Annotated in this window: 21 protein-coding genes and 1 pseudogene; 11 read left to right on the plus strand and 11 right to left on the minus strand. The window is 73.5% G+C overall.

Going from position 1 to position 20791, the window contains the following annotated elements:
* From ABFY03_RS13650 to ABFY03_RS13660, 3 genes are all read left to right on the plus strand, one after another.
* Positions 1 to 309, plus strand: a complete 309-nt coding sequence (locus tag ABFY03_RS13650) for an ArsR/SmtB family transcription factor (RefSeq protein ID WP_189850390.1) — start codon at positions 1 to 3, stop codon at positions 307 to 309.
* On the plus strand, positions 306 to 1391 hold the full coding sequence (arsB, locus tag ABFY03_RS13655) for an ACR3 family arsenite efflux transporter (protein ID WP_319008452.1): 1086 nt from the start codon (positions 306 to 308) through the stop codon (positions 1389 to 1391). Before ABFY03_RS13650 ends, arsB begins: the two co-directional genes overlap by 4 nt.
* Positions 1392 to 1471: 80 nt before the next feature.
* A complete protein-coding gene (locus ABFY03_RS13660; protein ID WP_346170004.1) occupies positions 1472 to 2533 on the plus strand; it encodes an ArsO family NAD(P)H-dependent flavin-containing monooxygenase in 1062 nt (353 codons plus the stop codon).
* On the opposite strand, the gene ABFY03_RS13665 is transcribed toward ABFY03_RS13660, so the two are convergent.
* Entirely contained in the window at positions 2530 to 3030 is a 501-nt protein-coding gene (locus ABFY03_RS13665) for a GNAT family N-acetyltransferase (protein ID WP_319008454.1), read from the minus strand. The genes ABFY03_RS13660 and ABFY03_RS13665 overlap by 4 nt on opposite strands.
* On the minus strand, positions 3020 to 3343 hold the full coding sequence (locus ABFY03_RS13670) for an ArsR/SmtB family transcription factor (RefSeq protein ID WP_319008455.1): 324 nt from the start codon (positions 3341 to 3343) through the stop codon (positions 3020 to 3022). The genes ABFY03_RS13665 and ABFY03_RS13670 overlap by 11 nt, the downstream gene beginning before the upstream one ends.
* 68 nt (positions 3344 to 3411) lie before the next feature.
* On the opposite strand from ABFY03_RS13670, the gene ABFY03_RS13675 reads away from it, so the two are divergent.
* A complete protein-coding gene (locus tag ABFY03_RS13675; protein WP_346170005.1) occupies positions 3412 to 3921 on the plus strand; it encodes a GNAT family N-acetyltransferase in 510 nt (169 codons plus the stop codon).
* Positions 3922 to 4024: 103 nt separating this feature from the next.
* Here ABFY03_RS13675 and ABFY03_RS13680 read toward each other — a convergent pair whose 3' ends face one another.
* The 4 genes from ABFY03_RS13680 to ABFY03_RS13695 all read right to left on the minus strand — a co-directional run bounded on the left by ABFY03_RS13680 (position 4025) and on the right by ABFY03_RS13695 (position 8261).
* Positions 4025 to 5107 carry a HesA/MoeB/ThiF family protein gene (locus tag ABFY03_RS13680; RefSeq protein WP_346170006.1) on the minus strand — a complete coding sequence of 361 codons (1083 nt, stop codon included), beginning with the start codon at positions 5105 to 5107 and terminating at the stop codon, positions 4025 to 4027.
* Positions 5104 to 6405, minus strand: coding sequence for an MFS transporter (locus tag ABFY03_RS13685; RefSeq protein ID WP_319008458.1), 1302 nt, complete (start codon positions 6403 to 6405; stop codon positions 5104 to 5106). Before ABFY03_RS13685 ends, ABFY03_RS13680 begins: the two co-directional genes overlap by 4 nt.
* Positions 6406 to 6820: 415 nt before the next feature.
* Positions 6821 to 7669 carry a hypothetical protein gene (locus tag ABFY03_RS13690; protein WP_346170007.1) on the minus strand — a complete coding sequence of 283 codons (849 nt, stop codon included), beginning with the start codon at positions 7667 to 7669 and terminating at the stop codon, positions 6821 to 6823.
* A complete protein-coding gene (locus ABFY03_RS13695; RefSeq protein ID WP_319008460.1) occupies positions 7659 to 8261 on the minus strand; it encodes a hypothetical protein in 603 nt (200 codons plus the stop codon). Before ABFY03_RS13695 ends, ABFY03_RS13690 begins: the two co-directional genes overlap by 11 nt.
* 592 nt (positions 8262 to 8853) lie before the next feature.
* Here ABFY03_RS13695 and ABFY03_RS13700 point away from each other — a divergent pair.
* Entirely contained in the window at positions 8854 to 9849 is a 996-nt protein-coding gene (locus ABFY03_RS13700) for a quinone oxidoreductase family protein (RefSeq protein ID WP_346170008.1), read from the plus strand.
* 93 nt (positions 9850 to 9942) lie between these two features.
* A pseudogene (locus ABFY03_RS13705) lies at positions 9943 to 10362 on the plus strand (response regulator transcription factor); the annotation flags it as partial.
* 69 nt (positions 10363 to 10431) lie between these two features.
* Here ABFY03_RS13705 and ABFY03_RS13710 read toward each other — a convergent pair.
* From ABFY03_RS13710 to ABFY03_RS13720, 3 genes are all read right to left on the minus strand, one after another.
* Positions 10432 to 10746: a hypothetical protein gene (locus ABFY03_RS13710; RefSeq protein ID WP_319008466.1), complete on the minus strand. Its 315-nt coding sequence runs from the start codon at positions 10744 to 10746 to the stop codon at positions 10432 to 10434.
* 129 nt (positions 10747 to 10875) lie between these two features.
* Positions 10876 to 11982 (minus strand): ABC transporter substrate-binding protein, encoded by a 1107-nt coding sequence (locus ABFY03_RS13715; RefSeq protein ID WP_346170009.1) that lies wholly within the window; start codon positions 11980 to 11982, stop codon positions 10876 to 10878.
* A gap of 189 nt (positions 11983 to 12171) precedes the next feature.
* Positions 12172 to 12546 (minus strand): ArsR/SmtB family transcription factor, encoded by a 375-nt coding sequence (locus ABFY03_RS13720; RefSeq protein WP_319008468.1) that lies wholly within the window; start codon positions 12544 to 12546, stop codon positions 12172 to 12174.
* A gap of 93 nt (positions 12547 to 12639) precedes the next feature.
* Between ABFY03_RS13720 and ABFY03_RS13725 the strand changes: the two genes are divergently transcribed.
* Positions 12640 to 14655, plus strand: coding sequence for a heavy metal translocating P-type ATPase (locus ABFY03_RS13725; protein WP_346170010.1), 2016 nt, complete (start codon positions 12640 to 12642; stop codon positions 14653 to 14655).
* Between the two features lie 147 nt (positions 14656 to 14802).
* Here ABFY03_RS13725 and ABFY03_RS13730 read toward each other — a convergent pair whose 3' ends face one another.
* Both ABFY03_RS13730 and ABFY03_RS13735 read right to left on the minus strand, forming a co-directional pair.
* Positions 14803 to 15507 carry an SDR family oxidoreductase gene (locus ABFY03_RS13730; protein WP_319008470.1) on the minus strand — a complete coding sequence of 235 codons (705 nt, stop codon included), beginning with the start codon at positions 15505 to 15507 and terminating at the stop codon, positions 14803 to 14805.
* 62 nt (positions 15508 to 15569) lie between these two features.
* The gene (locus ABFY03_RS13735) at positions 15570 to 16622 is read right to left on the minus strand and encodes a ketoacyl-ACP synthase III family protein (protein WP_346170011.1); all 1053 of its coding nucleotides are present in this window, start codon (positions 16620 to 16622) and stop codon (positions 15570 to 15572) included.
* 319 nt (positions 16623 to 16941) lie between these two features.
* Between ABFY03_RS13735 and ABFY03_RS13740 the strand changes: the two genes are divergently transcribed.
* The 4 genes from ABFY03_RS13740 (at position 16942) to ABFY03_RS13755 (ending at position 20733) form a co-directional block, all read left to right on the plus strand.
* A complete protein-coding gene (locus tag ABFY03_RS13740) occupies positions 16942 to 17214 on the plus strand; it encodes an acyl carrier protein (RefSeq protein ID WP_319008472.1) in 273 nt (90 codons plus the stop codon).
* Positions 17207 to 18445: a beta-ketoacyl-[acyl-carrier-protein] synthase family protein gene (locus ABFY03_RS13745; protein WP_346170012.1), complete on the plus strand. Its 1239-nt coding sequence runs from the start codon at positions 17207 to 17209 to the stop codon at positions 18443 to 18445. Before ABFY03_RS13740 ends, ABFY03_RS13745 begins: the two co-directional genes overlap by 8 nt.
* Positions 18442 to 19635 carry a beta-ketoacyl synthase N-terminal-like domain-containing protein gene (locus ABFY03_RS13750; RefSeq protein ID WP_346170013.1) on the plus strand — a complete coding sequence of 398 codons (1194 nt, stop codon included), beginning with the start codon at positions 18442 to 18444 and terminating at the stop codon, positions 19633 to 19635. The genes ABFY03_RS13745 and ABFY03_RS13750 overlap by 4 nt, the downstream gene beginning before the upstream one ends.
* Before the next feature lie 108 nt (positions 19636 to 19743).
* Positions 19744 to 20733, plus strand: a complete 990-nt coding sequence (locus ABFY03_RS13755; protein WP_346170014.1) for an AfsA-related hotdog domain-containing protein — start codon at positions 19744 to 19746, stop codon at positions 20731 to 20733.
* Positions 20734 to 20791 lie beyond the last annotated feature (58 nt).

Below are 20791 nucleotides of genomic sequence, written 5' to 3' on the forward strand. Positions count from 1 at the left end.
ATGCTGACGTCAGTCGACACTGAGCTGTTGAAGGTCCTCGCCGACCCGCTGCGGCTCCAGATCGTGACCCTGCTCGCCCGCGAGACCCTGTGCACCACGCACCTGGTCGAGGAGACCGGAGCCAGACAGACCAACCTCTCGAACCACCTCAAGGTGCTGCGGGAGGCGGGCGTGGTGGAGACGGAGCCGTGCGGCCGGTTCACGTACTACCGGCTGCGGCCCGACGTCATCGAGCAGCTCGCCGGCCAGTTCGCCGGCCTCGCCGCCACCGCCCGCGCCCACGCCGACTCCAAGAGGTCCTGCCCGTGACCCCCGCCGCCCCCGCGACCGCCGCCGAGGACTCCTCGGTCGTCGCGAAGCTGTCGACGCTCGACCGCTTCCTCGCCGTCTGGATCCTCCTCGCCATGGGCCTCGGCCTCGGTCTGGGGCGGCTGATCCCCGGCATGGACGACGCTCTCGCGAAGGTCGAGATCGGCGGGATCTCGCTGCCGATCGCCGTCGGGCTGCTGATCATGATGTACCCGGTCCTCGCGAAGGTCCGCTACGACAAGCTCGACGCGGTCACCGGCGACAAGAGGCTCATGGTGTCGTCGCTGGTCATCAACTGGGTCCTGGGCCCGGCGGTCATGTTCGCGCTGGCCTGGATCTTCCTGCCGGACCTGCCCGAGTACCGCACCGGCCTGATCATCGTCGGCCTGGCGCGCTGCATCGCCATGGTCATCATCTGGAACGACCTCGCGTGCGGAGACCGTGAGGCCGCCGCCGTCCTGGTCGCCCTGAACTCGGTCTTCCAGGTGATCGCCTTCGGCCTGCTGGGCTGGTTCTACCTCGATATCCTGCCGGGCTGGCTCGGTCTCGGAGAGGGCGAGACCCTCGACATCTCGATGGGGAAGATCGCGCTCAATGTGGTCATCTTCCTCGGAATCCCGCTGCTGGCCGGCTTCCTGACCCGCCGCATCGGGGAGAAGAAGATGGGCCGGGAGTCGTACGAGCGGAACTTCCTCCCGAAAATCGGCCCGTGGGCCCTCTACGGCCTGCTCTTCACGATCGTCATCCTCTTCGCTCTCCAAGGAAAGACGATCACCTCGCAGCCGCTCGACGTCGCCCGCATCGCCCTCCCCCTCCTCGTCTACTTCGCGATCATGTGGTTCGGCACCTTCGCGCTCGGCAAGGCCATCGGCCTGAACTACGACCGCACCGCCACCCTCGCCTTCACGGCCGCGGGCAACAACTTCGAGCTCGCCATCGCCGTCGCCATCGCCACCTTCGGCGTCACCTCCGGCCAGGCCCTCTCCGGCGTCGTCGGCCCGCTCATCGAGGTCCCCGTCCTCGTCGCACTGGTCTACGTCTCACTGGCCTGGCGCAAGAAGTTCGCCCCCGCCCAGCGGTAGGCACAGCCGCCATCACCACCGAGGTGCCCCGCTCCGCCGACGCGCGGGCGGGGCACCTCCGTCCAGGAGGGAATCCGGGCATGACCCAGCACCAGGCCGTGGACGTCGTCGTCATCGGCGGAGGCCAGGCCGGCCTCGCCGCCGGCTACCACCTGCGCCGCGCGGGCCTGGACTTCGTCGTCCTGGACGCCGGGACCACCCCGGGTGGCGCCTGGCAGCACACCTGGGACTCCCTGCACCTCTTCTCCCCCGCCGCGTACTCCTCCCTCCCCGGCCGGCTCATGCCCCCGCAGCCGGGCGAGACGTACCCGGACGCCGCCCACGTCGTCGCGTACCTCACCGACTACGAGCAGCGGTACGACCTCCCCGTCCACCGCCCCGTACGCGTGACCGGCGTCCACCGCGACGGCGAACTCCTCCGCGTCGAGACCGACTCCGGTACGTATCGGACCCGCGCGGTCATCAGCGCCACCGGCACCTGGTCCCGCCCCTTCATCCCGGCCGTCCCCGGACGTACGGAGTTCCAGGGCACCCAGCTCCACACCGTGGAATACCGCCGCGCGTCGGACTTCACCGGCCAGAAGGTCATCGTGGTCGGCGGAGGGAACTCCGGCGCCCAGATCGCCGCCGACCTCGCGTACGACTCCGACCTGACCTGGGTCACCCTGCGCGAACCCCGCTACCTCGCCGACGACATCGACGGCCGTGCCCTCTTCGACCACGCCACCGCCCGCCGCAAGGCCCTCGACGAAGGCCGCACCGACACCGGCGGCGTCGCCTCCCTCGGAGACATCGTCGCCGTCCCGCCCGTGCGCGCCGCCCGCGACGCCGGCCTCCTCAAGGCCCAGCCGATGTTCACCCGCCTCGACGACACCGGCGTGGAGTGGCCCGACGGCACGAGGACGGACGCCGACGCGGTGATCTGGTGCACGGGCTTCCGCCCCGCCCTCGCGCACCTCGCGCCGCTCGGCCTGCGCGGCCCCCGAGGCCACATCCCCACGGCCGGCACCCAGGCCCTCGCCGAACCCCGCCTCCACCTCCTCGGCTACGGCGACTGGACCGGCCCCGCCTCCGCCACCCTCATCGGCGTCGGCCGCCCGGCCCGCGACGCGGCCCGCGCGATCGCCGACCTCCTGCGCTAGCCGACGACCTGGCTGCGGCGCTCCAGCAGCACCGTGTCCCGCCACCGGCCGTGATGGCGTCCGACGCGCTCGCGCCTGCCGATCACGCGGAAGCCCACGCGCTTGTGCAAAGCGAGGCTCGCCGTGTTCTCCGGGAAGATCCCGGACTGGATCGTCCAGATCCCGGCGGCCTCGGTGGAGGCGATCAGCGCCCGCAGGAGCCCGCCGGCGACGCCGCGCCCGCGGGCCTCGGGGTGGACGTACACCGAATGCTCGACCACCCCCGCGTAGACGCACCGATCCGAGACGGCGGAGGCGGCGATCCAGCCGAGCACGCGGCCGGCCTCGCCGAGGGCGACGCATCGGTGCTCGGGCAGCCTGGACGCGTCGAAGGCGTCCCATGTCGGAACCGTGGTCTCGAAGGTCGCGTCGCCCTCCTCGATTCCGGCCTGATAGATGGCGAGGACCTGCTCTGCGTGGTCGGCCGTCATCGGGGTCACGACGAACTCAGCAGCCATCGGGCGTCTCTTCTCCCATGATCGACCGGACCGCGCGCGGGAACACCGACAGGCAGGTGCGGTTCACGGCGTACAGGGTCGAGGTGCCCTGCTTCTCGGGCAGGACGAAGCGGACCTCGGCCAGGATCTTCAGATGGTGGGAGACGGTCGACTGGCCGACCTCCACCTGGGCCACCAGCTCGCCCACGGTCATCGGCCTGCCCGCCCCGGCAAGCAGGTGCAGGAGTCGTACGCGGGTGGGGTCCGCGAGCGCGCGGAACCAAGTGGCGTACGTGTGGGCCTGCTCGTCGGTGATCGATCCGGTGCTTTTCATCGATCATCGACGATATTCGATATCGGAGAGCTTGGCCAGAGCTGCGACGCCTGCGAGGATCGCCCGCCATGGACTACACCCTGCACCGCGTGCGAGCGGAGGACTGGCCGGCGTACCGGGCGATACGTCTGGCGATGATCCGGGACACCCCGCTCGCCTACCTCGAGACCATCGACGACGCGCTCGGCCACCCGGACTCCGAGTGGCAGTTCCGAACGAAGCGCGCGGAGGGCCCCGGCAACATCGGCATCGCTGCCGTCGGTCCCGAGGGCTCGTGGGTCGGGGTGATGAACGGCTTCCTGCCCGCGCCGGACACGGCCAAGCTCGTGGGCGTCTGGCTGCACCCGGACCACCGGGGCCCGGCCGGTGGGGCGGCGGCGCTCATGCTGGACGAGATCGTGCGCTGGGCGCGCGAGGAGACGGCCGCCGAGCGCCTCGTCCTCCTGGTCCATGAGGAAAACCGCCGCGCGATCGGTTTCTACCGGCGCAGTGGCCTCGTCGCGACGGGTCACGAGGAGCCGTACCCCCTGGACGAGAGCCAGCGGGAGCTGGAGATGGTGCTCCCCTTGCGTGACTGATCCGGTCGGCGGTCGGTGAGCGGCGGTGCAATGCCAGGAAGCCGGGGGCGGACGGGGTCTCCCCCGTCCGCCCCGGCGACCGTTCGCCCCGCGCGCGGCAGCTCTAGGCCACGCCGCTCAGGGCCTCCTCGCGCACACCCGAACCGCAGGAGCCGCAGGCTTCGTTCCTCTCGTACTCCTCCGTCTGGACGCCGTACTCCAGGGAGTCGATGAGCAGTTTGGATCCCAGGGACTTGGCCGGCAGGCCGAGCAGGAAGCGCAGCGTGTCGTTGACCGCGGCGGCGGAGACCATGGCGTTGAGGGGGCCGTAACTCGGTGCCTGGTAGGACCGGTTGTAGTCGGTGAAGTCGGTGTTCTCCAGGTCTCCGTCGTTGTACGAGGCCAGGCCGGTGTCGGCGAAGTGGCACTCCAGGCAGGCCGTCCGGCCGGGCACGACCAGGGGGCCGACGATGCCCATGGTGTCCAGGTAGCCGGCGCAGGTGTACGGGACGCCGGTCCGCACCGACGCCTCGTTCAGCCAGCGGTGGACGTCCTGCGGGGTGTCGGCGGAGAGGATGACGAGGTCGCAGTCGGCGAAGTGCCGGACGGCGAAGTCGGGGCCGTCGAAGACGTCGTTGACCACGTCGACGCGCACCTCGGTGTTGCGCTCGGCGACCCGGCGGGCCAGGGCCTCGACCTTCGGGGTGCCGACGTCGCCCTCGGTGTACAGGAACTGGCGGGTGAGGTTCGTGGTCTCCACGACGTCCGCGTCGGCGACGACCAGTCGGCCGACGCCCGCCGCGGCCAGCATCATCGCCACGTTGCTGCCGATGCCGCCCGTGCCGATGAGACCCACGGTGCTGTTCCGGATGACCGCCATCGGGTCGCCCTCGAAGCCCGCGACGCCGAAGTAGAGGCGGTGGCGGCTGTAGCGCTCCTCGCGGTCGACCCAGTGCGAGGTGAGGACGCCGGCGCAGCGGAGCTCGTGGAGCAGCTGCCCGGCCTCCTCGTCGTTCAGGTCGGAGTGGGCGGTGACGGTGGCGAGCGCCTGCTCCTCCGGGACGGGCCGGGAGAAGGCGGACAGGACGTGCCGCAGGTAGTCGGGGGCGTTCTCGATGGCCAGGGCCGCGGGCGGCATGAGGCCGATCATGAGGTCCTTGCCCGGCTGCAGGACGGACAGTCCCTGCCGCAGATTGAGCGATGTCATCGGGTTCCTCCGTGGGCCGCCACGGAGGCGGTCGCGTTCAGGGTGTGCGAGAGGGGCGAGGCGGTGGTCTCGGTACGGGGGGACAGCAGCCGGCCGCCGCCGAGGACGAGCAGGGCCGCGGCGACCGAGAAGACGGTCAGGAAGACGGCCGCTCCGGGCGGTCCGGCGAGGGCGAGCACGGCGCTCACCACGGCGACGGACACCGGCTGGACGGCGGACTCCAGGGACTGCACGGCGGTCATCGTCTGCCCCAGGTGCTCCGTGGGGACGCGCTCCTGGATGAGGTTGGAGCGGGAGACCGCGTAGACCATGCCGCAGAGGTTCACGACGAGCATCGCCGCGGCGGCGCCGAGCCAGGAGGGGATGGCGAAGAGCGCGGAGCCGACGGCCATCCAGAGGGCGGCCCGGCGCATCACGGGTTCCTTGGGCCGGTCGGCGAGGCGCTGGCAGATCAGGGTGCCGAGGAAGAGGCCGGCGCCTGCGGCGCTCGTCACGATGCCCGCCTCGGTGGGCCCGTCGCCGTACACGTCCCGTACGGCGAAGACGGCCAGGGTGCCGAGGGGCGCGTACACGACCGCCACGGCGGCGATCGAGCTCATGAACCGTCCGGCGCCCTCGGCCCGGCGGAACCAGGTGAGGCCGTCGAGGAGGCTCTTGCGCAGGGGCGCGGTGGAGGTGTTCCCCGGTGTGGTCGGGGCGCCGATGGTGAGGACGACGCCGGCGATGGCCAGGAAGGTGAGGCTGTCGAGCAGCATCAGCACGTCGGCGGAGGTGACCTGCAGCAGGAAGCCGCCGGCCGCGGGGCCGAGGACCGAGGCGGACGTCCAGGCGCTGGCGAAGGCCGCGTTCACCTTGCTGCGGCGGTCTCCGTACACGCGGGGGACGGTGACGAAGGTGGCCGTGCGGGCGAACAGGTCGACGGTGTTCATCGCGTACGCGATGAGGCCGATCAGCCACACGGAGGCGACGGACGCTCCGGCGGCGAGCGGGATCGTCAGGACGAGGCCGGCCTGGAGGAGATAGGCCCACAGCATCATCGCGCGGGGAGAACGGCGGTCGGCGAGCACGCCGACCAGAGGCCCCGGAAACGCCTTGGGCAACTGCGTGGCGAGGGCCACGCCGCCCATGGCGGCGAAGGAATGCGTCCGGTCGAAGACGAGGAGAGGAAGGACGATGTTGAAGACGCCGTTACCGAAGGCGTTGACCCACATTCCGGCGAAATGGCGGCGGAATCTCGAGTCACGCCAGATGGACTTCACATCGGACGGTTCCGCGCTCTTCTTTTCCGTATGCACCATGGACCGTTCCGCCTCCGGACGAACTCTGGATCTGGGAGGGAAGCTGAGGGAAGCCGCTGCCGCGGGCCGGGAGCCGGGGTCACTCCCGGCCCGCGAGGCGACAACTGCTAGTTGAAGGCGCGACCGGAGACGGCCTTGGCGGTGACGACCTTGATGATCTTCAGCATGATTGCTCCTGAGTTTTTTCGAGATGTCCCGGGATTCACTCCCGGTGCCGCCTCCGTTTGTTGGCGACGAGTTAATGATGTCCTGCTCCAAGGGCCCTCGGAAGCCCTTCCGAGTGGCATCAATTGCACGCGGCAGGAAGCTGCCGAGAGGAGAAAGGGGAAATCACCGGAAAAGAAGTCCGGGGAACGCGAAAGCCCCCCGAGCGAGAGGCTCGGGGGGCCGGCGGAGGAAGCGTGCGGAGCTCTGTTCAGCGCTTCCGGAAGGCTCGGAGGAGGCGTGCCGTGTGCCGCTCGGCGCCGGGGTCGAGGACGAACAGCGGCAGGGCGTGGACGGCGTGGTGCCAGAAGGAGATGCCCATCGTCGCCTTGATGGACGCGTGGAAGGCCAGGGAGGACAGCCCCACCGCACGGGGACGTTTCCGCAGGGCGATCTGCGCGGCCGGGAAGAGGAGTTCGAAGGCGAGAGTGGCGGCACTGGCGGCCGCCGCCACCGTCATCGGGCGACGACTGAGCCACTTGCCGGCCCGGTTGCCCAGTTCGGCCCAGCTCCCGCGCAGAGTACGGCCGTCGGCCCATGCGGGCCCGCTCAACAGCACCTTGGAGAGTCCGGACTGGAAGTAGAGGCAGCCGTAGTAGAGCCGCATCGCGAGCAGCACGGCGGTGGCCACCTCGGACGACGGTGTGTCGTCCTCCGTCCCGTCCCCGGCGGCTTCGGCGAGACTGCCGCGCGAGTCGGTCAGGGAGAGCAGGAGCAGGTAGACGTTCAGATTGGAGTTGTAGTTCCACGCCCTCTCGTCGAACTGCGCCACGTGCCGCTGTACGGCGGCGAAGGAGGCGTTGGCCGCGAACTTCAGGGCCTTGCTCTCGGCACCCAGCGTCCAGGCGGCCGTCGACACGAACGCCAGCCGCCGCAGGGCCTCGTACTGCTCGGCACTCAGCCGCCCGGAGCCCGGGCCCTCCCCGTCCTCCTTCCGGCTCCACTCGTCGACGAGGGCGTCGCCGGGCGGCAGGTGCCAGAGCGTGTTCAGGATCGCCAGGCCCGTGGTGAGCCGGGCCAGGGCGAGGCGCTGACGCGCCCCGGTGTTCTCAGGCAGCATGCCCCGCCTCCTCCTTCTCGGTCTCCTCTGCGAACGGCTCGACGAAGCTCCACAACTGCGCCTCCGGCTGGTCGGCCACGGCCCCCTCGGGGTCGTACCGGTGGACGAGTTCGGCCGACGTGACCGACGTCCGGTCGCCGGGCGAGCAGGTCCGGAAGTCGACCTCGACGAAGTACAGCTCCATCGCGACGAACCGCCGGCCCGGCCCTGCCGAGAACGACGCCTTCACCTCGTCCCAGGCCCGCCACCCGCGCCGGTTCAGCCGCTCCAGCGCCTGCCGGCAGAACCGGTCCCGGACCTCGACGTCGTCCTGGGCGTGGAAGACGCGCTCGAGGACGGACACCACCCGGAAGAACTCCAGCGGCAGCAGCGACCACGGATCGGTGGGCCCGACGGTCCCTCCGTCGTCCGTGACGAGCCGGACGCGCATCTGCAGCGCCTGGTCCCGCTTGTGGTACGCGAACATGTTGAAGGTGCAGAACGGCCACCGGTTGGTGTTGAGGACCGTGTGCACCACCTGGCCGGCGAGGTAGACGGACGTCCCCGCGAGGATCGCCCGACTGAGCAGCTTGGCCCGTGGTGTTGGGGACACGTGCGCTCTCTTTCGATGGGACGCGTACGCCGCCCATGCCGGCGCACACTGCGGTCACCGTCGAGTCTCGTCACCCCCGTGCCCGGGCGGAACCCGCCGCCCCTGGCATGAACCACCTCTGGCACCGTCCTGCCGATCGGGCGAGCTGCGGTCCAGGTCACGCACCCCTGCGCACTCGTGTGCGCCGCCGTGCCGCTCCGTACGGTCAGGCCGATGGTGAACCGCCGTCGCACACCGTGAAGGAGAGCTGCTGAAGCCGACCGAGGAAGTGCTCCAGGACCTGACCCGGCCCTCGGACATCTCCGCCCACTCCGACGACGCGCTGCATCGTCGGCCCTCTCGGGCTCGACGTGTCCCTCTACGACGAAACCGGTCGCGTACGCGTCGGCGATACCGCCCTCATGGCCGCCCTGTCCTCGCTCGTCCCCGACGAACTCGACCGCGACCCCGAAGACTCCGGACGTTTTCGGGAAGTCCGCGCTCCTCCGGGGCGGACGGCCCGGAGGGGGCGTGCTGACGGTCCTGTTCGGGGTGTGAGGGCGCGGCGGGGGCGGCGGGAATCGGAGCTTCGTCCACGGGGTTGGTGGGGATCATGCGAGCGATACAGGTGTACGAAGTGGGCGGTCCCGAGGTGCTGCTGGAGGCCGAGGTGGACCAGCCGCGGCCGGGGCCGGGCGAGGCGGTCGTGGAGGTCGCCGCGTCCGGGGTCAACTTCCTCGACGTCTACCACCGCGAGGGCCGGTACAGCGTCCCGCTGCCCTTCACTCCGGGGTCTGAGGGCGCCGGCACGGTCGTCGAGGTCGGACCCGGCGTCGTCGACGTGGCGGTCGGGGACCGGGTCGGGTGGGTGGAGATTCCCGGCACCTATGCCGAGCGGGCCGTCGTGGACTCCTCCCGGCTGGTGCCGCTGCCCGACGACATCGACTTCGAGACAGCCGCCGCCGTGCTCCTCCAGGGCATGACCGCGCACTATCTCGTCAAGGACGCCTACCCGGTCCAGGCGGGCGACACGGTGCTCGTCCACGCGGCCGCCGGCGGCATGGGGCTGCTGCTGACCCAGCTCATCACCCATCTCGGCGGCAGGGTGATCGGCACGACGTCGACCACGGCGAAGGCCGAGCTGGCGAAGCGTGCCGGGGCCGCCGAGGTGATCCTCTCCTCCGCGGTCGACGATCTCGCAGCCGAGGTGAGGCGGCTCAACGGCGGTCAGGGACTGCCGGTCGTCTTCGACGGCGTCGGCGCGCACACCTTCGACGCGAGCCTCGCCAGCCTGCGACCCCGCGGCCATCTCGTGCTCTTCGGCGCGGCGAGCGGTGCCGTGCCGCCGTTCGATCCGATCCGGCTCGCCCACGGCGGTTCGCTGACCCTGATCCGGCCCAGCCTCGGGGACTTCGTCGCCGATCGGTCCGAACTGCTCCGACGGGCCGCCGACGTGTTCGAGTGGGTGCGCTCCAAGGCGCTCGAGGTCACCGTGACGGGCCGCTACGCCTTGTCCGAGGCGGCCCGGGCCCACAGCGATCTGGAGGCTCGGCGTACCACCGGCAAGCTGCTCGTCATACCCGGTGCGGCCGCTGGGGTACACCGCTGACGGCTTCCGGCGGCCGCGGCCGGGTCGGCCGGCGGCCCTGGACGAGCGGTTCGGCCGAGTCGAGCCGGTCCCCGCGGTAGAAGTCGACGAAGGGCCGCGGGCGCCGGCGGCTTCCTGCTCAAGGACGTCACGGCCGCCCACCTGGCCGCGGCGGTACGCCTGGTGGACACCGGCGACGCGCTGCTCGCCCCGTCGATCACCCGGCGGCTGGTCGAGCGCTTCGCCTCGGGTGACGGCCTTCCCCCGGCGGGCGCCGGCGGCCGGTCCGTCCCGGCTCGCCCCGCCGTGCACCGCGACCTGACCCCGTTGACCCCGCGCGAGCTGGAGGTGCTCACCCTGATGGGCCGTGGTCTCTCGAACGCCGAGCTGGCGCGGGAACTGACGCTGAGCGAGGCCACCGTGAAGACCCACGTGGCCCGGATCTTCGCCAAGCTCTCCCTGCGCGACCGTGCCCAGGCGGTCGTCCTCGCCTACGAGACGGCCCTGGTGCAGCCGGGGGAAGCCGGCAGCTGATCCGCCATCATGGGCACGCAGGCGGCGCGGCGGCCCCGCCCCTGACGGGTCGGGGGCGGGGCCCCGGGGTCACTTCGTGCAGCGGACCGTGGCGTCCGACCAGTACATGTACGGGCTGATCTGCCGCGTGTACGGGATGCCGGACGGGTAGCACGTGTAGCGGGGGTAGCCTGCGAACGAGGCCTTCGCGTAGGCGTCGTTGGAGGCGGAGGACTCGGCCGCCCAGGCGGTCGAGCCGGTGCCGAAGCCGGTGAAGTACTGGGTCGTGACGGTCACCGTGTCGGTCGACGCCGTGTCGGCCGCCGCCGTGCCCGCGCCGCCGAGGCCCGCCAGGCCGAGCGCCGCGGTGAAGGCGAGAGCCAGACGTACTGAGGATCGCTTCATTCTCGTTCCGTCTCCCTGTTCTGGAGCGTGTCTCGCTCCGGAGGAGAAGCTAGTGACGGGCAGGGGGCGCGAGGGGCAGTCGCCCGGGAACTGCCCCTCGGCCCGGGCGCGGGCGGGGCGGTGCCGCCCTCACCGTCCGGGGTGTTCCGGGGGTGCCGTGTGGAGGGTGCGGAAGCGGGCGGGGGCGGCCGGGTCGCGGTCGGTCACCTGGACGGGGGGCCAGGCCCACTGCTGGACGGGCGTGTCGGTGGGCCGGGTGAAGCGGATGGCGCCCCGGGTGCCCTCCACCGTCACCCGGGGCCAGGAGCCGGCGATGGCCGCGTGGTCGGTGCCGTGGGCGCGGAGGGTCTCGGTGAGGACGGTGATCGTGTCGTACCCCTCGAACGCCACGAAGGAGGGGGTGGCGCCGAGGCGGGCGCGGAGGGCGGACTCCACGCGCGCGCCCAGCGGGGTGGGGTGGACGGGGAGGTAGCGGAGGAACGGGATCGCGGCGCCGTCCTCGCCGAGGAGGGACTCCCAGGCGGGGAACTCCGGCTGGCCGGCGGGCGCGCCGACGAGGACGTCGGCCAGGCGGGGGTCCCGGCGGACCGCCCTGACGATCGGGACGGCCGGGTCCGGGAAGCCGGTCAGGAGCAGGAGGGCCGTCTCGCCTCCGGCGGCCAGCGCGTCGCACAGCGCCGCGGGGGGCAGGGCGCGCGCGTCGAGTTCGGTGACGGTGCCGCCCCGGGGGGCCAGTCGGTCGCGGAGGATGCGGGTGCCGGCCGCCCAGTAGACGCTCGGTTCGGCGGCGACCGCGACGCGGCCGTGGCCCGCGGCGAGGAGGAAGTCGGCGTAGACGCGCCAGCCGTGGGACTGCGCCGGGGCCAGCCGCGCGACCCGGTCCGTCGGCCGTTCGGTGAGGGCGTCGAGGACCGCGGAGGAGCAGAGGAAGGGCAGGCCGAGGGCGTCGGCCCGGGCGGCCGCCGCGCGGGCGGCGACGCTGTGGTACTCGCCGGCCAGGGCGGCCACGCCGAGCCCGGCCAGGTCGTCCACGGCCGCCTCGGCCCGGTGCGGGTCGGCGGCGGTGTCCCGGACCACGAGTTCCAGCGGCCGGCCGTCGATCCCGCCGCCGGCGTTGGCCTCCCCGGCGGCCAGTTCGAGGCCGGCGAGCAGATGGCGGCCGGCCTCGGTCCAGCCGGGGCGGGTGAGCGGGGCGAGGGCGCCGATCCGGACGGGGGGTGGGGGCGTGGTGCTCATGGACGGGCGTCTCCCGCGGGTGGTTCGTACGGTTCCACCCCATTCTTCGTACGGGAGGGGGCGCCCGGCCCGGTCCGACGCGCCGGGGCCCGAGCGCGGCGCGTCCCGGGCACGACGGCCCGAGCACAACGGCCCGAGCGGCGGCGCCGGCCAGGCGGCGGCCGGATGGCGCCGGTCAGGTGGCGCCGGTCAGGTGGCCGACGGCTCCGCGGTGGTGTCGCGGACGCCGAGGCGCAGGTGCTCCACGTGGTAGAGCGCCTGGTCGAGGAGTTCGGCGACGTGGTTGTCGTACAGGGCGTAGACGATCGAGCGGCCGTGACGCTCGCCGGTGACCAGTCCGAGGTTGCGCAGCAGGCGCAACTGGTGGGAGCAGGCGGAGGGTTCCATGCCGACGGCCTCGGCGAGGTCGCCCACCGAGCAGGGGCCTTCCTGGAGCCTGGCGAGGATGTACAGGCGGGAGGGGGTGGCGAGGGCCTGGAGGGTGGCGGCGACGTCGGCGGTGCCGACGGCGTCCAGCCGTTCGCGGGGGGTCGCGCCGGTGGCGGTGTCGATTCCGTGGCCCATGCGCCCATCATACGGATGACACATGAATAGGTGTTCAGGTGTTCCGGTATGGTGAGGGGGTCGATGCCCCTGCCCGCGAAGGGTCGCTCCGCCATGCCTTCTTCCCTGGACCAGCGCGACCGGCGTCGCGACCGGCACGAACGGGACGCCCACCCCCGGGAGCCCGCTCCCCCCGCCGCCGCGCCGCCCTCCCGCACCCGGACCCGCGCCCTCGCACTCCCCGAGGTGCGCTGGGCGCTGGCCTCGCTCGCCCTCTTCCTGCTCGCCCTCGTCCCGTACCTGGCGGACGGCCCCGCCTGGCTGTGGGGCACGCTCTTCGCCGCCGCCTACGCCACCGGCGGGTGGGAGCCCGGCTGGGAGGGGCTGAAGGCGCTCCGCGAGCGGACCCTCGACGTGGACCTGCTGATGGTCGTCGCCGCGCTCGGCGCCGCCGCGATCGGCCAGGTCCTCGACGGCGCCCTGCTCATCGTCATCTTCGCCACCTCCGGCGCCCTGGAGGCGGTCGCGACCGCCCGGACCGAGGACTCGGTGCGCGGACTGCTCGACCTCGCGCCCGCCACCGCCACCCGACTGCTGCCCGACGGCTCCGAGGAGATGGTGGACGCGGAGGTGCTCGCGGTCGGCGACACCGTCCTCGTCCGGCCCGGGGAGCGGATCGGCGCCGACGGGCGGGTCGTCGGCGGGGCGAGCGAGGTCGACCAGGCCACGATCACCGGCGAACCGCTGCCGGTGGTCAAGGAGACGGGCGACGAGGTGTTCGCCGGGACCGTCAACGGCACCGGCGCCCTGCGCGTACGGGTCGGGCGCGACCCCTCGGACTCGGTCATCGCCCGGATCGTGCGCATGGTCGAGGAGGCGTCCCGGACCAAGGCACCCACGCAGCTGTTCATCGAGAAGGTCGAGCAGCGGTACTCGGTGTCGATGGTCCTCGCGACCCTCGCCGTCTTCGGCGTCCCCCTCGCCTTCGGCGACGACCTGACCTCCGCGCTGCTCCGGGCGATGACCTTCATGATCGTCGCCTCGCCGTGCGCCGTGGTGCTCTCCACCATGCCGCCGCTGCTCTCCGCCATCGCCAACGCCGGCCGGCACGGCGTCCTCGCCAAGTCCGCCGTCGTCATGGAGCGCCTCGGGCAGGTCGACGCCGTGGCCCTCGACAAGACCGGCACCCTCACCGAGGGCACCCCGCGCCTCACCGACGTACGCCCGGTGCCCGGCGGCGGCCTGGACGCCGACGCCCTGCTCCGGCTCGCCGCCGCGGCCGAGCACGAGAGCGAGCATCCGCTGGCCCGGGCCGTCGTCGGCGCGGCCCGGGAGCGCGGTCTCGTCCTGGCCGCCGCGGAGGGCTTCACCGCCGCCCCCGGGCGGGGCGTCACCGCCACCGTCGAGGGCCGGCGGATCGAGATCGGGTCCCCCGCCCGGCTGCTCGCCGACGACCCCGACGCCTCCGGCGACGAACACGCGCGCGTGGTGCGGGAGTTGGAGGAGGCGGGGAAGACGGCGGTGGCGGTGCTGCGCGACGGGGAGCCGGTGGGCGTCCTCGGCGTCGCCGACCGGCTCCGCCCCGACGCCGCCGCGACCGTCGCCGCCCTCACCCGGCTGACCGGCCGCGCCCCGGTCCTGCTGACCGGCGACAACGAACGGGCCGCGCGGCAGGTGGCCGAGCGGGTCGGCATCACCGACGTACGCGCCGGGCTGCTGCCCGAGGAGAAGGTGGCGGCCGTCCGCGCCTGGGAGGCGGAGGGGCGCCGGGTGCTGGTGGTCGGCGACGGCGTCAACGACGCGCCGGCGCTGGCCGCCGCGCACTGCGGGGTCGCGATGGGCCGGGCCGGTTCCGACCTCGCCCTGGAGACGGCCGACGCGGTGGTCGTCCGCGACGAACTGGCCGCCGTCCCCGCGGTCGTCGCGCTCTCCCGCACCGCGCACCGGCTGGTCGTCCAGAACCTGGTGATCGCGGGCGCCTTCATCGCGGTGCTGGTCGCGTGGGACCTGATCGGCACGCTCCCGCTGCCGCTCGGCGTCGCCGGGCACGAGGGCTCCACGGTCCTCGTCGGCCTCAACGGCCTCCGCCTCCTGCGGACGGCGGCCTGGCCGCGCCCCGCGGCGCGCTGACGGAATGCGCCCGGTCCGGGCGGGCACGGCTGGGCACCGACCCGGGGGACGGCGGACGCCGGCCCCGGTACGGCCGCCCGGACCGGGAGTCGAGGGGTACGGACCCCCCGGCGCGGCAGCGCTACACGCCAGGGGTACGGCGACGGGTCAGATGCCCATGCCGATGCCGCCGCCCACCGGGAGCACCGCCCCGGTGATGTAGCCGGCGTCCTCGGAGGCGAGGAAGCGGACGGCGGCGGCGACCTCGCGGTCGGTGCCGGGGCGGCCGACCGGGGTCATCCGCATGGTGTCCCGCATGCGCCGGTCGCTGAGGTCCTTCGTCATGTCCGTCTCGATGATGCCGGGCGCCACCAGGTTGACCGTGATGCCCCGGGGGCCGAGTTCCCAGGCCAGCGAGCGGGCGAAGCCGAGCAGGGCGGTCTTGGTGGCCGCGTAGTTGGTCTGGCCGGGCGAGCCGAGGAAGCCGAGCGCGGAGGAGAGGAGCACGATCCGGCCGCGCCGCTCGGCCAGCATCACCGAGGCCGCCGCCCGCACCGTACGGAACACGCCCCGCAGATTGGTGTCGAGCACCTCGTCGAAGGTGTCGTCGCCCATGCGCAGCAGCAGCGTGTCACGGGTGATGCCGGCGTTGGCGACGAGCACCTCGACGGGGCCCTGTTCGCGGGCGACCGTTTCGAACGCCTCGTCGACGGAGCTCTGGTCGGTGACCTCGCAGCGCACCCCGAGGAGGCCCTCGGGGACATCGCCGCCGCGGTGGCCGACGGCCACCCGGTCGCCGTCCGCGGCCATCATGCGGGCCACCGCGAGTCCGATGCCCCGGTTGGCTCCGGTGATGAACACTGATCGTGACACGGCTGTCCGGCCGTCCTTTCCTGGTACGTGCGAAGGGAGAGAGCGAGGGAGGGAGGGGCGGGTCAGCGGTCCGGCGCCTGGACGACCAGGCAGGACCAGGTGAAGCCGGCGCCCGCGCTGAACACCAGCGCCGCCTCCCCCGGGGCGAGCGCCCGCTCGCGCATCAGGTCGGCGATGCCGGCGACGGCGTCGCCCGCGCCGAGGTGGCCGGTGGCCAGCCCGTACTCCAGCGGTTCGGCGGAGGTGTGCTCGGCGAGCACGGCCCGCCAGGAGTCGCGCAGGGTCCTGCGGCCGAAGCGGGGCAGGACCGCGTAGCGCAGCCGCAGGTCGTACGGGTGCATCCCGGCGTCGACGAGGGCTTCGCCGACGACCGTGCGGATGCCGCGCAGATTGGCGGCGACGAAGCCCTCGTTGCCGTGTTCCCGCAGGTACGCGCGCTTGGTGACGCGCATGTCGACGCGGTCGCGGACGCCGCGCGGGACGGGGGCGAAGGGGTCGGCGCCGCGGTGCATCTCCTCCAGTTCGGGTGCGGCGGTGCTGGCCACCGAGAGGAGCAGCAGCGGGTCCTCGTCGGCGGCGGGCGCGGTGAGCACGAGGGCCGTGCCGCCGTCCCCGTACGCCACGCCGTAGTCGCTGGCCCAGCGGTCGAAGCCGGGGGCGACGAAGCGGTCGGCGGTGGTGACGAGGGCGCGGCGGGACCGCGGCGAGCCCGTGGTGCGGGCGGCGGTGAGATAGGCCGAGGCGAGCTGGACGGCGCTGCTGCCGCCGTTGCACACCTGCTGGATGCCGATCGGCAGCGCGCGTTCGGCGCCGATGCGGTGGGCGACGTAGTGGGCGGGCGACCACAGGTCGTGGCCCTGGTAGTACATGCTCGCGTGGAACGTCAGGTCGAGTTCCTTGGGCTCGATCCCGGCCGCGTCCAGGACGTCGGACGCGGCGGAGACGGCCATGTCGGGGGCCGACTCGTCGAGGGCCGCGGGGACGGCCGTGTGGCCGAGGTCCTCGGCGTGGCGCCGGGTCAGCCGGCCCTCCGCGACCGCGTCCTCGACCCGGTCCCGTCCGCGCGGAAGCCACAGCGCCGCGGCCGAAATACCGACCGGTTCCGCCAGCTCCATCTCCGCTCCGCCTTTCCTGAGGGATTCGCTGGAGGAGTATGCCGGGCCGATATAGAAGCGCCGTGGAAGTTGCTCGGAAATTCCCCTCTCGGAACGCCGTCCGCGCTGGTGGGGAGGGGTGCGTACCTCCTTCGAGACACGGCCTGCTACCACTATCGAAACCTTGCCCGAGGGGGTGGGCGGCGACTTTCATTCCGAACGGCAGAAGAAAGCCGAAGCGCCGGACCCCGGAATTCCGGGGTCGCCGGAATTCCGGTGGTGCCGGGAATCCCCGCGGGGGAGCGACCGGCCGCGGCGACCAGTGCGAAGGGGAAAAGACATGGCCGGCACTCAGCTTCCCGAGGACGTCCGGGCGGGCATCCGCGAGATCGTCGCCGAGGTGCTGGAGGTGGACGCCTCCGAACTCACCGAGGACAGCAGCTTCGTGAACGACTTCGACGCCGACTCGCTGCTGGTGATCGAGATCATCTCCCGCTTCGAGCGCGACCTGCACGTCAAGATCCCGAAGGACGAGCTCGCCGAGCTGGACACCCTGCCGGAGGCGTACGAGCTCGTGGGCAAGCACTACGCCGCGGGGGTCGTGGGTGCCTAGTCAGCCCACCGCGTCCCGCTCCTCCCGCCGGGTCGTCGTCACCGGTCTCGGCGCCGTGAGCAGCCTCGGGCTCGGCGCCCGGGAGCTGGTCGACGCCGTCCGGTACGGGCGGCACGGCATCGGGCCCGCCGAGCAGTTCGACGTGACGGGCTTCGAGCACACCCTGGCCGGCGAGGTCCGGGGCTTCCGGCCCGGGGCCCATCTGCGGCGCACCACCCCCGAACGCTGGGGCCGCAGCGGGCAGTTCGCCGCCGTCGCCGCCCGGTTCGCCGTGGCGGACGCCGGCCTGGGCGAGGAGAGCCTGGCCGGGCACCGGGGCGTCAGCGTCTTCGGTACGACCAACGGCGAGTCCCAGGAGGTCGAGCGGGTCGTCGCCCAGTCGGTCGACCGGGGGCCCGGCTCCGTGGACCCCGCCCTCCCGGGCCGCACCGCGCCGGGGAACATCGCCGGGGCGGCCGCGGCCGAACTGGGGCTCACCGGCGAGGCCCTGACCTTCGGCACCGCGTGCGCGGCCGGCAACTACGCCGTCGGCTACGCCTACGACCTGATCGGCTCCGGCGAGGCCGACCTGGCCGTCTGCGGCGGCGCCGACGCCTCCAACCGCGCCACCCACGCCGGCTTCCACGCCCTCGGCGCCCTCGCCGAGGACGTGCCCCGCCCCTTCGACGAGCACCGCGACGGGATCGTCACGGCCGAGGGCGGCGCCGCGCTGGTCCTCGAACCGCTCGACGCGGCGGTCGCCCGCGGCGCCCGGATCTACGCCGAGGTCCTGGGCCACGGCATGACCTGCGACGCCCGGCACATGACCAATCCGTACGCCGGCACGATCGCCGCCTGTGTGCGCGCCGCGCACGAGCGGGCCGGGATCACGCCGGCCGACGTGGACTACATCTGCGCCCACGGCACGGGGACCCGGGCCAACGACATCACCGAGGTCACCGCCGTACGGGAGGTGTTCGGCGACGACCTGCCGCCGATCTCCTCCGTCAAGTCCATGCTCGGACACACCATGGGCGCGGCCGCCGCCTTCGGGGCCCTGGTGTCCTGCGCGGCGCTGCACGACGGGTTCCTGCCGCCGACCGCGACGCTGCGGACGGTCGACCCGGAGCTCGGGGCGGTGGACGTGGTGCCCGGCGTCGGCCGGGCCGCGAGCCCCCGGATCGTGCAGAACCACGGATTCGCCTTCGGCGGCAACAACGCCGTCGTGCTCTTCGGGAAGGCCGGGACATGACCACCCTCGCAGTCACGGAACCGTCGACGCACGCGGGCGCCGGTGCGGGACCGCTCCCCGGGGTGGTGCCTCTCGACATCGTCGGCGCCGGCGTGTTCAGCGCGGCGGGCCCGGGTCTCGCCGCCCTCGCCGACCTCCCGGGCGGCGCGACCGCCGGCGCGACCGCCGGGGCGACCGCCGGGGCGACGGCGGAGGCGGACGGCTCCTGGCCGCCGCTGCCGGTCCGCGGCGTCACCGGCTTCGACGCGGAGGCGGTCCTCGGCCGGAAGGGGCTGCGGGGGCTGTCCCGCACCGACCGGCTGGCGATGGCCGCCTGCCTGGCCGCCGCCACGGGCGCCCCCGGCGGCGCCGGGGAGCGGACCGGCATCGTGCTCGGCACCGACGTCGGCAGCACCGCCGCGCAGGCGGACTTCTTCCGCGACACGTTCACGCGGGAGCGGCCGTACCTGGTCAACCCGTCGGCGTTCCCGGGCACGCTGATGAACTCGGCGGCCGGCCGGACCGCGATCCGGCTGGGTCTCACCGGGCTGAACGCGACGGTGTCCGGCGGTGCGCTGGCCTCCCTGCACGCCCTCCGGTACGCGCGGAACGCCCTCGTCAACGGGCACGCCGACCGGCTGCTCGTGGGCGGCGTCGAGGAGGCGTCCGCCGCGGGAGCCTGGGCCTGGCACCGCGCGGGCGCGCTCCGGTCCGGGGCCGCGCTCGGCGAGGGCTGCGCGGTCCTCGTCCTGCGGGCCGGGACGGCCGGCGGCGCGGACCGGTCCGCCGGGGACGGGGAGCCGCTCGGGCGGCTGCTCGCCTGCGAGACCGGTTACGCCGATCCCGTGGCCGAGGGGCCGCTCGGGGTGGCGGCGCGGCTCGCGGAGTGCGTCCGTACGGCGCTGCTGCGCAGCGGCGTCACCGTCGGCGAGCAGCCGCTCGTGGTCCCCGGCGCGGGCGCCCGGCGCGGCTGGGCGGCCGTCGAACTCCGGTCGCTGCGAGCGGTGTTCGGGCCGCTTCCGGACTCCCGCGCGGTGCGGGTCGACGGTGCGCTCGGCGAGACGCACGCGGCGTCCGGCGCGCTGCGGCTGGCGACCGTGCTGGCCCGCTGGCAGGCCGGCGCGGGCGACGAGCGGGCCGCCGTGCTGACCGCCGTCGGCCAGGACGGCTCGGTCGGCGCGGCCGTCGTCACCCGGCCGGCGCGGGCCTGACCCGCCGTCAGGCGCGTCCGCCCGCCCCTCACCCGTCCGCCCGCCCCTCACCCGTCCGCCCTCCCTTCCCTGTCCGCCCCTCGCACCGAAACGACTGGAGATTCCGACGTGAAGAGCAGCTCCCTCCTCACCCCGCAGGGCGGGGAGGCCGCGGAGGCCGAGGAGCGGCCCGCGCTCAGCTACGAGCAGACCGTGCCACGCGGCCTGGTCCACCGCTGGTCGCTGTCCGAGGTCTTCCTGACCGGTTCGCGCGCCCTGGACGGGCGGCGCTTCGAGGCCGCGGCCCAACTCCCGCTGTCGCACGCCTACTTCCGGGACCACGTGGGGCGCGGCGAGCACCATGACGTGCTCCTCGTGCTGGAGGCGTGCCGGCAGTCCGTGACCTGCGCCGCCCATCTCCACCAGGGCGTCCCGGCCGCGACGACCTTCATGGTGACGGCGTGGTCCCTGGAGATCACCGACCCGGAGGCGCTGGCCTGCGGCACCCGGCCGGGCGAGCTGGCCATCGCCGGCGACGTCACCGGCCGGCACGAGCGCGGCGGACGGCTGCGGCGGCTGGAGTTCGCGATGGACCTGGCGCTCGACGGCCGGCCGCTGGGCCGGCTCACCATGGACGTCCGGTCCACGCCGACGGACCAGTACCACGACCTGCGGTACATGCAGCGGGGCGGGGAGGTGCCCACCGCGTTCGGGCTGCCCGCCGAGCCGGCCGGCGAGCCGGTCGCGCCCGCCGCGGTGGGCCGGCTGGACCCGGTGAACGCCGTCCTCGACGACGTACGGAGCGCGGACGGGGTCGTGACGGCCGCGCTCAGCCCCCGCAGCTTCCGCAACCGCAGCATGTACGACCACCCCTACGACCACGTCCCGGCGATGGTGTTCAGCGAGGCGGCCCGGCAGTGCGGACTGCTCCTCGCGGGCGGCGCCGCCGGTCCGGCGCGGGTGGTGCGCCTGGACGGCTCCTTCGACCGGTTCGCCGAACTGGACCGGCCCGTACGGCTGTCGGCCGCGGCCGACCCGGAACCCGGCGCCGGCGCCTGGCTGATGCGGGCGGAGCAGGACGGCCAGACCGTCGCGTCCGTCTCGCTCACCCTCGCCTGACCGCACCCGGCCGCCGCGCCACCGCTCCCGCCCGCCGAGAACTCCCTCCCCCTGAAAG

It is taken from the genome of Streptomyces roseofulvus, assembly GCF_039534915.1.
Taxonomy (GTDB): domain Bacteria; phylum Actinomycetota; class Actinomycetes; order Streptomycetales; family Streptomycetaceae; genus Streptomyces; species Streptomyces roseofulvus.

What these genes read in the sequence shown, in the direction of transcription:
- ABFY03_RS13650 (WP_189850390.1), top strand. Translation starts at nt 1, where the DNA reads ATGCTGACGTCAGTCGACACTGAGCTGTTGAAGGTCCTCGCCGACCCG.
- ABFY03_RS13660 (WP_346170004.1), top strand. Translation starts at nt 1,472, where the DNA reads ATGACCCAGCACCAGGCCGTGGACGTCGTCGTCATCGGCGGAGGCCAG.
- ABFY03_RS13665 (WP_319008454.1), bottom strand. Translation starts at nt 3,030, where the DNA reads ATGGCTGCTGAGTTCGTCGTGACCCCGATGACGGCCGACCACGCAGAG.
- ABFY03_RS13670 (WP_319008455.1), bottom strand. Translation starts at nt 3,343, where the DNA reads ATGAAAAGCACCGGATCGATCACCGACGAGCAGGCCCACACGTACGCC.
- ABFY03_RS13675 (WP_346170005.1), top strand. Translation starts at nt 3,412, where the DNA reads ATGGACTACACCCTGCACCGCGTGCGAGCGGAGGACTGGCCGGCGTAC.
- ABFY03_RS13680 (WP_346170006.1), bottom strand. Translation starts at nt 5,107, where the DNA reads ATGACATCGCTCAATCTGCGGCAGGGACTGTCCGTCCTGCAGCCGGGC.
- ABFY03_RS13685 (WP_319008458.1), bottom strand. Translation starts at nt 6,405, where the DNA reads ATGGTGCATACGGAAAAGAAGAGCGCGGAACCGTCCGATGTGAAGTCC.
- ABFY03_RS13690 (WP_346170007.1), bottom strand. Translation starts at nt 7,669, where the DNA reads ATGCTGCCTGAGAACACCGGGGCGCGTCAGCGCCTCGCCCTGGCCCGG.
- ABFY03_RS13700 (WP_346170008.1), top strand. Translation starts at nt 8,854, where the DNA reads ATGCGAGCGATACAGGTGTACGAAGTGGGCGGTCCCGAGGTGCTGCTG.
- ABFY03_RS13710 (WP_319008466.1), bottom strand. Translation starts at nt 10,746, where the DNA reads ATGAAGCGATCCTCAGTACGTCTGGCTCTCGCCTTCACCGCGGCGCTC.
- ABFY03_RS13715 (WP_346170009.1), bottom strand. Translation starts at nt 11,982, where the DNA reads ATGAGCACCACGCCCCCACCCCCCGTCCGGATCGGCGCCCTCGCCCCG.
- ABFY03_RS13720 (WP_319008468.1), bottom strand. Translation starts at nt 12,546, where the DNA reads ATGGGCCACGGAATCGACACCGCCACCGGCGCGACCCCCCGCGAACGG.
- ABFY03_RS13725 (WP_346170010.1), top strand. Translation starts at nt 12,640, where the DNA reads ATGCCTTCTTCCCTGGACCAGCGCGACCGGCGTCGCGACCGGCACGAA.
- ABFY03_RS13735 (WP_346170011.1), bottom strand. Translation starts at nt 16,622, where the DNA reads ATGGAGCTGGCGGAACCGGTCGGTATTTCGGCCGCGGCGCTGTGGCTT.
- ABFY03_RS13740 (WP_319008472.1), top strand. Translation starts at nt 16,942, where the DNA reads ATGGCCGGCACTCAGCTTCCCGAGGACGTCCGGGCGGGCATCCGCGAG.
- ABFY03_RS13750 (WP_346170013.1), top strand. Translation starts at nt 18,442, where the DNA reads ATGACCACCCTCGCAGTCACGGAACCGTCGACGCACGCGGGCGCCGGT.